The 13,121-nt window shown below is 63.4% G+C and carries 15 protein-coding genes; 12 read left to right on the top strand and 3 right to left on the bottom strand.

The window, feature by feature from the left end; genetic code table 11:
- The first annotated feature begins 111 nt into the window (after window positions 1-111).
- Entirely contained in the window at window positions 112-720 is a 609-nt protein-coding gene (locus E1297_RS08785) for a phage tail tape measure protein (RefSeq protein WP_155136723.1), read from the top strand.
- Between the two features lie 22 nt (window positions 721-742).
- Here E1297_RS08785 and E1297_RS08780 read toward each other — a convergent pair whose 3' ends face one another.
- Window positions 743-997, bottom strand: a complete 255-nt coding sequence (locus E1297_RS08780; RefSeq protein ID WP_155136720.1) for a YdcH family protein — start codon at window positions 995-997, stop codon at window positions 743-745.
- Window positions 998-1,096: 99 nt separating this feature from the next.
- Here E1297_RS08780 and E1297_RS08775 point away from each other — a divergent pair, with 99 nt between their 5' ends.
- A complete protein-coding gene (locus E1297_RS08775; RefSeq protein ID WP_155136717.1) occupies window positions 1,097-1,735 on the top strand; it encodes a DUF2460 domain-containing protein in 639 nt (212 codons plus the stop codon).
- Window positions 1,736-1,764: 29 nt separating this feature from the next.
- On the opposite strand, the gene E1297_RS08770 is transcribed toward E1297_RS08775, so the two are convergent.
- Complete coding sequence (locus E1297_RS08770; RefSeq protein WP_155136714.1) at window positions 1,765-2,055, bottom strand: hypothetical protein; 291 nt, start codon at window positions 2,053-2,055, stop codon at window positions 1,765-1,767.
- Between the two features lie 27 nt (window positions 2,056-2,082).
- Between E1297_RS08770 and E1297_RS08765 the strand changes: the two genes are divergently transcribed.
- The 10 genes from E1297_RS08765 to E1297_RS08720 all read left to right on the top strand — a co-directional run bounded on the left by E1297_RS08765 (window position 2,083) and on the right by E1297_RS08720 (window position 12,014).
- Entirely contained in the window at window positions 2,083-2,973 is an 891-nt protein-coding gene (locus E1297_RS08765) for a DUF2163 domain-containing protein (protein WP_155136710.1), read from the top strand.
- Window positions 2,954-3,436, top strand: coding sequence for an NlpC/P60 family protein (locus E1297_RS08760; RefSeq protein ID WP_155136708.1), 483 nt, complete (start codon window positions 2,954-2,956; stop codon window positions 3,434-3,436). Before E1297_RS08765 ends, E1297_RS08760 begins: the two co-directional genes overlap by 20 nt.
- Window positions 3,424-7,365 (top strand): glycoside hydrolase/phage tail family protein, encoded by a 3,942-nt coding sequence (locus E1297_RS08755; RefSeq protein ID WP_155136705.1) that lies wholly within the window; start codon window positions 3,424-3,426, stop codon window positions 7,363-7,365. The genes E1297_RS08760 and E1297_RS08755 overlap by 13 nt, the downstream gene beginning before the upstream one ends.
- Window positions 7,355-8,083, top strand: coding sequence for a DUF2793 domain-containing protein (locus E1297_RS08750; protein ID WP_155136702.1), 729 nt, complete (start codon window positions 7,355-7,357; stop codon window positions 8,081-8,083). Before E1297_RS08755 ends, E1297_RS08750 begins: the two co-directional genes overlap by 11 nt.
- Window positions 8,084-8,162: 79 nt before the next feature.
- Window positions 8,163-9,032, top strand: a complete 870-nt coding sequence (locus tag E1297_RS08745) for a peptidoglycan-binding protein (protein WP_155136700.1) — start codon at window positions 8,163-8,165, stop codon at window positions 9,030-9,032.
- Window positions 9,033-9,248: 216 nt separating this feature from the next.
- Complete coding sequence (locus tag E1297_RS08740; protein WP_155136697.1) at window positions 9,249-9,449, top strand: hypothetical protein; 201 nt, start codon at window positions 9,249-9,251, stop codon at window positions 9,447-9,449.
- 70 nt (window positions 9,450-9,519) lie between these two features.
- Complete coding sequence (locus E1297_RS08735; RefSeq protein ID WP_368669499.1) at window positions 9,520-9,912, top strand: VOC family protein; 393 nt, start codon at window positions 9,520-9,522, stop codon at window positions 9,910-9,912.
- 89 nt (window positions 9,913-10,001) lie between these two features.
- Window positions 10,002-10,388: a VOC family protein gene (locus E1297_RS08730; RefSeq protein ID WP_368669498.1), complete on the top strand. Its 387-nt coding sequence runs from the start codon at window positions 10,002-10,004 to the stop codon at window positions 10,386-10,388.
- 7 nt (window positions 10,389-10,395) lie between these two features.
- Window positions 10,396-11,094 carry a YafY family protein gene (locus E1297_RS08725; RefSeq protein WP_155136691.1) on the top strand — a complete coding sequence of 233 codons (699 nt, stop codon included), beginning with the start codon at window positions 10,396-10,398 and terminating at the stop codon, window positions 11,092-11,094.
- A gap of 209 nt (window positions 11,095-11,303) precedes the next feature.
- Window positions 11,304-12,014 carry a CHRD domain-containing protein gene (locus E1297_RS08720; protein ID WP_155136688.1) on the top strand — a complete coding sequence of 237 codons (711 nt, stop codon included), beginning with the start codon at window positions 11,304-11,306 and terminating at the stop codon, window positions 12,012-12,014.
- 65 nt (window positions 12,015-12,079) lie between these two features.
- On the opposite strand, the gene E1297_RS08715 is transcribed toward E1297_RS08720, so the two are convergent.
- The gene (locus E1297_RS08715; protein WP_155136685.1) at window positions 12,080-12,850 is read right to left on the bottom strand and encodes a DUF1194 domain-containing protein; all 771 of its coding nucleotides are present in this window, start codon (window positions 12,848-12,850) and stop codon (window positions 12,080-12,082) included.
- Window positions 12,851-13,121 lie beyond the last annotated feature (271 nt).

The raw sequence follows: 13,121 nt of genomic DNA, 5'->3' as shown, positions 1-13,121 counted from the left end.
GCGCCGCTTCGCGGTCAAGGACCCTTGACAATCAATCCCTTGGGATACAGCCGCACAGAGACGGCGGCATCAAACCCAATCCGCAAAACCTCTTGAAGGAGCGCCAGAAGCATGACCGAGGAACCGATCATGGATGTGCCGCTTGAGGAGCTGGAGCGGTTCTCTGAACAGATGGCGGAGATCCGGGTCTCGGCGGAGGGCGTGTCGAACACCCTGACACGCGGGCTCAAGTCCGCGCTGGTCGACGGCAAGTCGCTTGACAGCGTGTTCCGGCAAATGGCCCTGAGCCTGTCGTCGCGGCTGGTTAACGCATCGCTGAAACCCCTGGAAAATCTCGCGGGCGATGCGGTTGGCGGTTTGTTCTCGGGCCTGTCCTCCGGCCTGTCCGGGGCGGCAAGCAACGGGTTTTCAGCGCTCTTGTCCGGGGTGACACCCTTTGCCAAGGGCGGCGTCGTTGCAACACCCAGTTATTTCGCCATGGCGGGGGGCGGGCTCGGCCTGATGGGCGAAGCAGGCGCGGAGGCGATCCTGCCGCTGGCGCGCGGGGCCGATGGCCGTCTTGGCGTGCGCACGGGACGTTCTGCCATGGGGCCGGACGGGAAAACGCCTCCGGTCCAGGTCACCATCACCACACGGGATGCGGAGAGTTTCAGACGGTCGGAAGCGCAGGTTTCGGCGATGGTGGCCCGCGCCGTCGGACGGGGACGACGCGGGCTCTGACACCGGCCTGAAATAGAGGGGCTCAGGAGCCGGTGTTTTCCGCTGCCGCCAGAAGGGCCGCGATCTGGTCTTTCAGGTGAAGACGCTTTTTCTTCAGCTCTTCAAGGGCTTCGTCGGACGCCGGAGCGACTTCGCTCTCGATGCGATGGATCTCGTGGTTCACCTCGGCATAGTCGTCGGAAAGCTTGCCGAAATGAGCGTCGCTCATTTTGAGCTTGTGCAGCTGGTCTGCATTGTCCGGGAATTCTTCGTGAAGCTGATGCGGGACATGGGTCATTGTTTGGCTCCTTGTTCTGGGGGCACCATGGCGATGCCTGCGCAAGGTCACCTTGAGCCAGATCAATCCCGATGAACTTAACCTTGGAGATCAGGTTTTATGGTCGCGTTTCTGGATGAATCCTTTCCGGGGCGGGTGGCCTTTGGGGCGCTGGGCGGGCCGGAACGGCGCACGGAAATCGTCAGTCTGGCGACGGGGCTGGAAACGCGCAACGCGCGCTGGGCCGGCAGCCGCCGCCGCTATGACGCCGCGACCGGCATCCGCAGTCTGGCGGATTTGCGTGATGTTCTTGCTTTGTTCGAAAAGGCGCGCGGCCGGCTGTCCGGCTTCCGGTTCCGCGATCCGGTCGACCACAGTTCGGCGGCAGAAGGCGGGGCTCCAACGGCAACGGATCAGGTCATCGGCAGCGGCGACGGCAGTGAAACCCGCTTTCCCCTGACCAAGACCTATGGCGCGGGTCCCAATGCCTATATCCGCGCCATCCGGTTGCCCGATGCGGGGTCTGTGATGGCGGCTGTTGGCGGTGTTGCACAGGTGAACGGCGCCGGCTTCATGATCGATCCTCTGACCGGAGAGTTGGTCTTCGCCGCGCCGCCGGGCAATGGGGAGGCGATCACGGCGGGGTTCCTGTTCGATGTGCCGGTGCGTTTTGACACCGACCGGCTGGAAATCAGCCTGACCCATTTCGAGGCGGGCGATATTCCGTCGATCCCCCTGATCGAAATCGCACTCGATTGAGGGGGACCACGCTGCCCCATGCCGTCACATCAGATTGGCTGGCTGGGTGTTTGCTCGATGGCATGTCCAATTCTGCTGCTGCCATGCGTTTGAACGCGTATTCCATACCAGTCAGCGGCGCGCCGATCCCGGGTCGCGCAGCGCTTGCCCGGGATGACATTGGTAGCCGGAGCGAAAATCTCCCTTTTCGTCATTCCGGCCTTGAGCCGGGATCGGAGAGCCTCAGACGTTGCCGGGGTTGCAGGAGCATGGCTGCGAAGGATCTCCTGGCCTCCAAAAGGCGGCACATGCGTTCCCGGTCCGGTCAACGCACGGGCCATCCATTCGTCCTGCAAGAGGTGATTTGAATGAAACAGATCCCACCGGATCTGGCCGCGCATCTTGGCGGCCGGGGCACGACCCTGTGTGCCTGCTGGATCGTGGAACGCGGGGATGGCGTCACATACGGGTTCACCGACCATGACCGGCCGCTTTCCATCGAGGGCATCCTTTGCGAACCGGGCAATGGCCTTGCTGCCAGCGCGATGACCGATGGACCGGGCCTTGCCAGTGGCGGGGGCGATGTCTCGGGGACCTTGTCCGGATCGGCACTCAATGCAAGGGACCTTGAGGCGGGCTTTTGGGACGGGGCGGAGGTGCGGGCCTATGTGGTCAACTGGGCCGATCCCGCCCAACACCTTTTGCAGCGGCGCGCGAGGATCGGCGAGGTGGTGCGTGACGGCGAGGCGTTCCGGGCGGAACTGCGCGGCCTGGCGCATCTTCTTGAAGCCAAGCAGGGCCGTGTGTTTTCGAAAACCTGCGACGCGGATCTGGGCGATGCACGCTGCGGGATCGACCTGAGCGATCCGGCCTTTTCGGCGCTTGCAAGTGTTGGCGCAGGGTCAGACCGGCACAGCCTGATCGTGCCTGGACTCGACGGATTTTCGGCGCGGTGGTTCACCGGCGGGCGTTTGACCGTGGAGGAGGGGGCCTTGCAGGGCTTTGCCTCGGAGATCGCCAGCCACCGGCCGGAAGCTTCCGGCGCGGTTCTGGTCCTGTGGCAAGCGCTGCCCGAACCACTGGACGAGGGGACCTTGGTCCGGGTGACGGCAGGCTGCGACAAGCGGCTGGAGACCTGCCTGGCCAAATTCACCAATACGCTGAATTTCCGGGGTTTTCCGCATATGCCGGGAACGGACTTCGTTCTGTCCTATCCGAACCGCAACACCGGTGAAAACGATGGTGGCGCCCGTGTTTGAACCGGATATTGCAGGGGCTGTGCCGCAGCGCTTGCGCCTTGTCGAAGAGGCGCGGCGCTGGCTTGGCACACCCTACCGCCATCAGGCGAGTGTCCGGGGCGCGGGTTGCGATTGCCTCGGCCTGATCCGGGGGGTCTGGCGGGCCGTGATCGGTCCCGAGCCGCAAGCGCTGCCGCCCTATTCCGCCGATTGGGCGGAGACCGGAAACCGGGAGACGTTGCTGGAGGCCGGGCGCCGCTGGTTTGTGGAGCGTGCGCCCGCACAGGCTGCTGCGGGGGACGTGCTTGTGTTCCGCTGGGCACCGGCTGCAGCGGCCAAACATGCCGGGATTCTGGGCCCCGGCGGCATGCTCATTCATGCCTATGACCGGGCCGGTGTCATCGAAAGCCCGCTGGCGCCTGCTTGGCAGCGCCGCGTTGTTGCAGCCTTTTCCTTTCCGGAGGTGCCCCTATGGCAACCCTGATCCTGACGGCCGCCGGACAGGCGCTTGGGGGTGCCCTGGGCGGTGCGCTGGGCCTTGGCAGTGCCGGCAGCATTCTCGGCAAGGCTGCCGGGGCGCTGGCAGGTGGTGCTCTCGATCAGGCGCTCTTTGGCTCTTCGCGCACCATCGAAACCGGCCAGTTGGCCGACCTCTCGGTCCAGGCCTCCAACGAGGGCGCGTCGCTGCCGCGTGTCTATGGCAGGGCACGCCTGTCCGGGCAGGTGATCTGGGCAACCAATTTCGAGGAAGTGGTGTCGGAAGAGACGCAAGGCGGCAAGGGTGGCGGCGGCAGTTCGGTCACGGTCCGCTCCTACAGCTATTTCGCGAATTTCGCCGTGGCCCTGTGCGAGGGGCCGATTGCGCGGGTCGGCCGGATCTGGGCCGACGGCAAGCCGCTGGATGTCTCCGGCATCACTTTCCGGGTTTACACCGGCGATGAAACGCAGGCACCCGATCCGTTGATTGCAGCCTTTCAGGACCCGGCGCCCGCCTATCGCGGCACGGCCTATGTGGTGTTTGAGCGGCTGGCTCTGGAGGATTTCGGCAACCGCCTGCCGCAACTGTCTTTCGAGGTGATCCGGCCGGTCGATGCTTTGGAAACGCAGGTCCGCGCGGTGACGCTGATCCCCGGAGCCGGCGAATTTGTCTATGCGCCGGACGAGGTGAAGGAGACCTTGCGGCCGGGCGTCACCCGGACAGTCAACCGGCATGTCATCGGCGTGCAATCGGACTGGCAGGCCTCGCTCGACGAGCTGCAGGCGTTGTGTTCGAACCTTGAACATGCCGCGCTGGTGGTTGCCTGGTTCGGGGAGGATTTGCGCTGTGCATCCTGCAGCATCCGGCCAAGAGTTGAAGTGATTAAGAAAACAACGCTCGGATCGGACTGGCGCGTTGCCGGTCTGACACGGGAGACCGCGCAGGTGGTCAGTCAGGAAAACGGACGTCCGGCGCTGGGCGGCACGCCGTCGGACCAAACGGTGATTGACGCCATTCTTGACCTGAAGGCGCGCGGGCTGAAGGTCCTGCTTTATCCGTTCATCCTGATGGATATTCCGGCGGGCAATGGTCTTGCCGACCCCTATGGCAGGGCGGAGCAACCCGCCTACCCCTGGCGCGGCCGGATCACTTGCGATCCCGCGCCCGGGCAGCCGGACACAGCCGACAAGACTGGCCAGGCGGTGACACAGGCCGCCCAGTTTCTCGGAACGGCGCAGGCGGGCGATTTCGGCGTTTCCAGCGGAGCGGTCACCTATGCCGGTGCCGAGTGGTCTTACCGCAGGTTTATCCTGCATCTTGCCAAACTTGCCGAGATGGCGGGCGGGGTTGACGCCTATTGCATCGGCACGGAAATGCCGGGCATGTCGCAGATGCGCGGTGCAAACAACAGCTTTCCCTTTGTCGATGGACTGATCGGCCTGCTGAGCGAGGTCCGGGCAATGCTGGGGACGAGCGTCAAGCTCGGCTATGCGGCGGACTGGTCCGAATATCATTCCCGCCGGCCGGATGATGGTTCCGGCGACGTCCTGTTTCATCTCGATCCGCTCTGGTCCCATCCGGAGCTGGATTTCATCGGGATCGACAACTATCTGCCGCTGTCCGACTGGCGCGGCACAACGGAGCATCTCGACCAGACCCCGGAGGTCCGGTCGATCCACGATCTTCCCTATCTGCGCGACAATATCGAGGGCGGCGAATATTACGACTGGTATTACGCCAATCAAACGGACCGGGACAGCCAGACTCGCACGGCCATTACCGACACGGCACATGGTGAACACTGGATTTTCCGGCAAAAGGACATCCGGCACTGGTGGCTCAATTCCCATCATGACCGGCCCGGTGGTGTGCGGGATCCGGTGCCGACCGGCTGGGTGCCGGGCTCCAAGCCCGTCTGGTTTACCGAGCTCGGGGTTCCGGCTGTCGACAAGGGGTCTAACCAGCCGAATGTCTTTGTCGATCCCAAGTCGTCCGAAAGTGCGGTCCCGCATTATTCGACCGGTGCGCAGGACGACCTGATCCAGCGCCGGGCTCTTGAGGCCGCATTGAGCTGGTGGGATGATCTGCATCCGCATTTGGACGCCGCGCCGCAGCCGGTCTCCGAGCTTTACAACGGCCCCATGCTTGATCCGGCAAGGATCTATCTCTGGACCTGGGACGCGCGGCCCTACCCTGCCTTTCCGCTTTACAGCGATGTCTGGGCGGACGGGGCGAACTGGCAACTTGGCCACTGGCTGAGCGGACGGCTCGGGGCGTCGAGCCTTGATGCCATCATCAACGCCGTACTCGCCGATTTCGGGATTGATCCGGAAGACTGCCGCGCGGACGGGGTGTCCGGCACGCTGGAGGGAGTGGTTGTGGCCGGTCCGTCCTCGGCGCGGCAGGCGGTTGAACCATTGTTGTCGGGCTTTGACGGGCTCGCCTGCGACAGGGGAACCGAGATCGTCCTGACCGGGCGCAGTTCCGGTTCGATTGGTGACATCGGGCCGGAAGCCCTGGCTGATGACGGCGAGACGCCCCTGATCAGCCGGACCAGGGCACAGGCGAGCGAGATCGCGTCCGAAATGCGCCTGTCGGCAGAAGAGCCGGTCAGCGACTACCGCCGCCGCGTGGCCGCCTCCCGGCGTCTGGAGGGCGGCAGCCGGTTGGTTGAAACCCTGGATCTTTCCGCAAGTGCGTCCGCGGACAGTCTGCAACAGGCCGCAGACAAGCGTCTGCACAGCCTCTGGTCGGAGCGCGAGCGGTTCGAGTTCCGCCTTGGCCCGGACGCCTTGTCCCATGAGCCGGGCGATGTGGTGACCCTGACCGGCCTGCCGGAAGCGCCGTTCGAGCCACCGGTCGTTTTGCGCATTGAGGCGATCGAGGATGCGGAAAGCAGGCGCATCGAGGCCGTTCGGATTGCAAGTCAAACCGCTCCGGCGGCCCCCGGCCCGGGCATGGCGTCAAAGCCGTTTCCGGGCGGGAGTGCCGGTCCGGCTCATGTCCTTTTCATGGACCTGCCAAAACTTGCCGATGACGATCCTGATCACGGGTTGAAACTTGCAGCCTATGCCGATCCGTGGGCCGGCAGCCTGTCAGTGCTGCGCTCGGTCAAGGAGACCGGCTTTGAGGCGCTGATGACCCTCGACCGTCCGGCGGTCATGGGCCGGTTGACCGCAGCGCTCGGCCCCGGCCCGCTCTGGCGCTTCGACGAGGTCAATTCTGTCGAGCTGGAATTGTTCGGAGGCCATTTGCAAAGCCGGACCGATGCCGAGGTGTTTGCAGGCAAGAATGCACTGGCCATCAGGGCCGCAAGTGGTGGTTTTGAAATCCTGCAATTCGGTCTGGCCGTGCTGACCGGTACGCGGACTTACCGCCTGAGCCGTCTTTTGCGCGGCCAAAGGGGCACGGAAGAGGACATGTTGGCCGGTGCGGGGACCGGAGCCGATGTGGTTCTGCTTGAAAGCGGGCGCGTTGCCGACGTACCGCTGAGCACCGACCAGATCGGCCTGACGCTCAATTATCTGGTCCTGCCGCAAGGGGCGGCCCTGACCGATCCGGCCAGCGTTGCACTCAGCCATGCGGCAACAGGGCGGGGACGGCTGCCCTTCGCGCCGGTTCATTTGACAGCGCGGCGCGGGACCGAAGGGATCTGGCTCAGCTGGATCCGCCAGACCCGTTCCGCCGCCGACAGTTGGGCGCTTGCCGGGGTTCCGCTTGGCGAGGCGGTTGAAGCCTATGAGCTCGACATTCTTGGGCCGGATGGTGCCGTGTTGCGGAGCCTGACCAGTTCAACACCTCGGGTGCTCTACGGTGGCGCCGATGAACTGGCCGATTTCGGCAGTGCCGTCAGCCAGCTCGAAATCAGCCTGTCCCAGCTGTCGGAAACCGCCGGGCGGGGCATTGCGAGACGGGAGATTGTTCATGTCGACTAGTCCGAGACTGGCGTTGCCGCTTCTGGCCGCCGCGCAGGCGCAAAAACACGTCACCCATAACGAAGCGCTCTTGCGGCTCGACGGCCTGCTGCATGCCGGCATTCTGGGGACACGGGCAGATCCGCCCGGGTCGCCACAGGAAGGCGACGGCTATCTCATTGGCGATAATGCCGGCGGCGAGTGGAGCGGGCGCAACAGCCAGTTCGCCCTGTTTCGGGACGGGGTCTGGCACTATGCCGACCCGTTTGACGGATTTGCCGTGTTTGATCGGACAACGGGCGGGTGGCTGATTTTCTCGAACGGCGCCTGGCAGGCCGCGGACGGCATCGTCAGCGCGGATCGTCTGCTCGCCGAAGCGCCGTTCGGGGCACAAAGCTGGCACAAGGTGATCGAAACAGAGCTTGCGGGGCTTTCGGGAGCGGCCGTCTCGACCGCGCCGCTGATCCCGGACCGGGCAATCGTTTATTGTGTGTCCACCCGGACCGTGAGTGCCGTGACCGGTGCCGTCTCCTATGATTGCGGCTTGTCCGGCGAACCTTCCAAATTCGGCGGATCGCTCGGGATCGCTGCAGGATCGAGCAATCTCGGGGTGATCGGCCCGACCGCCTTTTACAGCCCGGCGGCGGTTCAGCTGAGCGCAAATGGCGGCGCCTTCACCGGCGGGACCGTGCGGCTGGCGGTGCATTGTTTCGTGCCCGTCGCGCCATCGCCCGATTGAACCGCCCGCGCTCACACCGGTCTCAAGGCCGCGTCCTTCAAGAATAGATTCCCAACAAAACCCTGCCCGGAGGAAATCCATGAACATCAGCGAACGGGGCCTTGCCTTTATCGCCGCGCATGAGGGGTTTGTCAGCCGCGCCTATCTTGATCCGGCAGGTGTGCTGACAATCGGTTACGGGTTCACCATGCGCAGCCGGCTTTTCGCCGCCTTCTGGCGTCACCGCCACGGGCGCGGGCTGGTCCGGGGCGACCGGATCAGCCGCGAGGATGCCAACCGGCTGCTGTTAAAACTGCTGGAAGAGGAATACGGTCCGCCCGTGCTGTCGCATTTGCCGGAGCTGGCGCAAACATCCTTCGATGCCTGTGTGTCGGTCGTCTATAACCTGGGCGCACGGGCGCTGGGCTGGCGCTGGGCGCGGGCCTTGAGGCAAGGCAACCGCGAGCTTTCAGCCGAACTGTTGCGCCGGACGGGAACCACCGCTGGCGGCCGCCGTCTGCCCGGACTTGTCCGGCGCCGCGCAGCCGAGGCGGAACTTCTGGAAACCGGCGAATACGGTCTTGCCACATCGCGGCGCTGGAACCCCAACCCGGAAATCCGGAGGGTGCAGGCGCTCCTGAAGCGGCTCGGGTTTCCGCCGGGCCCGATTGACGGCTTGCTGGGCAAACGCACCCGTGCGGCGGTGCGGGCGTTTCAGCGCGCCAATCCTCCGCTTGCGATCGACGGCGAACCGGGACCGGCCACCACGGCCACGCTGGAGCGGGCAGCCGAAAACCGTTGGGGCGCCGCCGCAGCCCTTTTGAGCTCGGCGCTGACTGCCGGCGGGACGGCGCTGACCGATCTGTCTGTCATCACGGTTTTGACAGCCGCCGGAGTAGTTTTCGGCCTGGCTGTGTTGCTCGGTCTTCTATGGATCTATCGCGGGCGGGTTCTGGCGGCCTTGCGGTGACGTGTTCACGGAACGCCTTGAAAGGCTTCCCTGTGGCATCATCGCCACCTCTGTGACCCACCCGTCAGCCGGGGTCCCGGGCCCGCCGATCCCGGCTCTGCGCTTCGCTGCCTCCGGGATGACGGCCTCGAGTATCCGGTGGCGTGAGGCTCCTTCCGGACTGCGGGCGAAACGCTCCCCTGACAGAAAATTCCCACAAAACTTGGAGGTCTTGCGATGACAGGATGGAAAACGGCTGCCGTGAATGGCGGTGTGGTGACGGCGGTGGTGCTGGCGGAAATCGTGGGGCAGTTTGCGGCCTTAGACTGGCGCGAGTTTCTGCCCGATGGCATGGCGGGTGTCGTGATTGCCGGGCTTGGTGCGGCCAATCTCGTGCTCCGGCATGTCACCAGGGGACCGGCCGGCTGGCGGCGGTAATTTTCTTGTGCCTTGAGCCACTCCTCCTGACAGACAGCTGTCAGGAGGAGGTCTTTAGGGTGCCCCTGTCATTCACAACAGGAACACTGCCATTAGCTTCCAACCCGAGAACTTCAACATCTGGTTCGAACTGCCGGTTACCGATCTGGAGAAGGCCGTTTCATTCTACAACACTGTTTTCAGGACCGAATTGACAGTCGTTCCCGAGGCCGGACAAAATCCCATTGCCATGTTCCCGGTCAAGGAAGGTGGCCGGGCCGGGCATCTTTATCCCGGCAAGCCGCCCGCCAGAGGCTCCGGCCCGACGGTTCATCTGCCTGTTCCCGACACGATCGAGGCAACCGCCAAGCGGCTTAAGGAGGCAGGCGGCGAGGTCGTCTCCGGGCTGGTCTCCATTCCGGCGGGGAATTTCACCTATTGTCTCGACCCGGATGGCAACTCCATCAGCCTGTTTTCAAAGTAACGGATGCATCGGACACTCCTCCTGACAGGAGGCTGTCAGGAGGCTTTTGGTAGGATGCCCTTGTCATTCATGAGGAAAGGGGCACTGCCGTGAGTTATCAACCTGAACATTTTGGTGTCTGGTTCGAATTGCCGGTTACCGATCTCGCCAAGGCGACCGCGTTCTACAACGCTGTCTTCAAGACGGAACTGAACCTGATCGAGGACATGGGACCCAACCCGATCGCCATGTTTGCCACCAAAGGTCCCGAGGGTGTCGCCGGGCACCTGTATCCCGGAACGCCTCCTGCAAGGGGCACCGGCCCGACCGTTCACATGAGCGTTCCCGACAGCATCGATGAAACCGCCGGGCGGCTGAAGGACGCCGGTGGCGCGGTTGTCTCCGAGACAATCTCTATCCCTGCGGGCCAATTCATGTATTGTCTCGACCCGGATGGAAATTCCATCAGTCTTTTCAAATTCAACGAAACCGCATGACAAGACCATGAGACGTGCCGACCGCCTGTTCCAGATCGTTCAATATCTGCGCGGCGGCCGGCTCGTCACGGCCCGGCAGCTCGGCGACTGGCTGGAAGTGTCGGAACGCACCGTCTACCGTGACATTGCCGACCTTCAGGCCTCGGGCGTGCCGATCGACGGGGCGGCGGGTGTCGGCTATATCCTGCGCGATGGCTACGATCTGCCGCCGCTGATGTTCTCGCGCGATGAAATCGTGGCGCTGGTCGCCGGGGCCCGGTTGATCCGGGCCTGGGGCGGGGCGGGGATGGCGCGCGCGGCCGAGGAGGCGCTGATCAAGATCGAGGCGGTGCTGCCGCCAAGCCTCAAGACCCGTACCAGCCAGATCGAGGTCCACGCCATTGCCCCGGAAATGACCGAGGTGGTGCGGGCGCGGATCGATTATCTCGAAGCGGCCGCCGATTCCCGCAAGCGGCTGTCGCTGACCTATTCGGATGCCGATGCCAATCCGTCGGAGCGGGTGGTTCGGCCACTTGGCCTGTGGTTCTGGGGCAAGGTCTGGACGCTTGTTGCCTGGTGCGAACTGCGCGGGGATTTCCGCATGTTCCGCCTCGACCGGATGGCCGATCTTCACGACCTTGGCGACACCTTCCGGCAGGAGCGGGGCAAGACGCTGAAGGATTTTTACCGGCTGATGGAAGAGCAGGGATACCGGGAGCGGACATGAGGCCGCCCGTGCAGGCACGTTTTGGTTGGCAGAGAGCTTCTGTCTAGGGAGGCTTGCAAAACCGATGCACACCATGATGTCAGCGCCCCGGCGCTGCGCTGTTGCCATGACCCGCATCGAAACAGGCATTTGATAACCTTGCGTAAGGCTGTTAGCGTTCCCCGGTTGTCTCCGCTTCCTTGTCATAGACGTATTCCGGGGGGTATCTCATGTTGAAATCTGGTTTTGGACCAAAGGCACTGTTGTCATTCGCCTGCCTGATGGCGCCGCTGAGCGCCTTGGCGCAGGACGCCACCTCTTCTTCTCCGGCCACCAATGAGGTGATCGGGCTCCGGGCCAATCTCAGTCCGGCCGATGTTCGCGGTCCGCTGAACTACGAGCCAACGAAGGGCCCGCTTGAATCCTTCTTTCCCGATTGTTCCGTCGACAAGCAAATGGCGTCCGAATTGAGCGAGGCCTTCGGGGAAGCCTTGATCAGTTTCGATCCCGAAAACAAGGAGGTGCGCTTCGGCGTCGCCTACAAGGGGCTGAGCGGCAACGCGATCATGGCGCATTTCCACGACGGGGCACCCGGTGTGAACGGTCCGGTGCTCCAGACCATCTGCGGTCACCCGCCCCCGACATCCGCCATCGGCGTGTCCGCGACCGCTGTCATGGGCGACAAATGCCCTGTCGGCAATCACGGGGTCTTGTCCGGAACCTGGCAGCTGACAGATCACGACTGCCCGGAAGGATCTGACAAGTCCTGCATTTCGCGTACGGTCGATGAACAGGTGCAGCTTCTGGCCTGCGGCAATCTCTATGTGAACATTCACACCTGCCTCAACCAGCCGGGCGAGGTTGCGGGCCAGATCACACCGGTGAACTGGATCGGCAAGGAACAGAACTGCAACGCCCTGCCGCCGAAATCATCGCAGTAGGCCGGACCCTCAAAATGCCCCGGTCCGCATTGGGCCGGGCTTTTTGTGTGGCTTTTTGCCTGTGCCTATTTCAAATGGCGAGCCAGTCGAGTGGCCTTGTCCGGGGCATCTTGAGGGGGGTCGAAACTTGAAAGGGCCCCGAAGGTGATTTCCCGGATCAGTTTGCGCTTCATGGCCCGGTGGTAGTCTTCAAAGCCGTGTGCGACCTCCACAAACGCCCCGGTCCCCCGAATGACGCGATTGCGGTAGTAGCCGACGGGGCTGGGTTGCGCCCCGGTGATCACCAGACCGTTGACCGTGATATTCTCCAGCAACAACCTGCTTTCCACCGTTTGCGGCCCAAAACCGTCATTGCTGACGCCGTCTCCGGCGATGTCGATCACCTGACGTTCGCAAGTTTTTCCGAGCTTCTTGAGATGATCGGCGCCGAATTGCAGGGCGTGGCCGAGCGCCGTCGACCTGCCGCCATAGCGTGGAGCTGCGGCCAGCCGGAGCGCGGCCGCTTCGGCAGAGTGTTTGCCGGACAGGAACGTCCAGCCGAGCTGGACCGTCTGCTGGCCACGCCCGCTCCACTCGAAGCTTGAAAACCAGATGCCTCCGGCATGTTCGATCGCAGCCACGACATCGTCGTGGCTGAGTGCGGTGGCCAGTCCGTTCAGTTGAAGGGCGTGTTCACGCGGATCGACACTCTTTGATCCGTCCATGGCTACCACAAGGGCCAGCGCGCAGGCGTTTGCCGGTTTCTGGCCCAAGGCGGCCAGTAGGATCAAGACGCCAGCCAGAATAGTAATTTGACGGCTAACTAAATAGGCGATTGTTGACCGGGGTGAGCGCATGTGTCCGGATCCCGTATCATGAAATTACGTTACGTCATGATACGGGTTAAGCAAATTATAAGCAATTAAAATGACGGCAGAATATTAAGTAGGCGGCTAATCAGCTTCGCGTGCCGGGGGCAATCTGTTGTGTCCGCCGCAGTGTCCTTGGGGCTTTTTCGCAGGCTGAACAGACGCGCACAAAATCAAGGCGGCAGATGAGTACAATCAAAGGGGCGGCGCGATGTACGTGGCTCGACCTGAACGCCTTTCAAGGCGGTTTCCGCCTTGA

It is taken from the genome of Roseibium sp. RKSG952, assembly GCF_009711355.1.
This window is presented reverse-complemented; position numbering and strand designations above follow the sequence as displayed.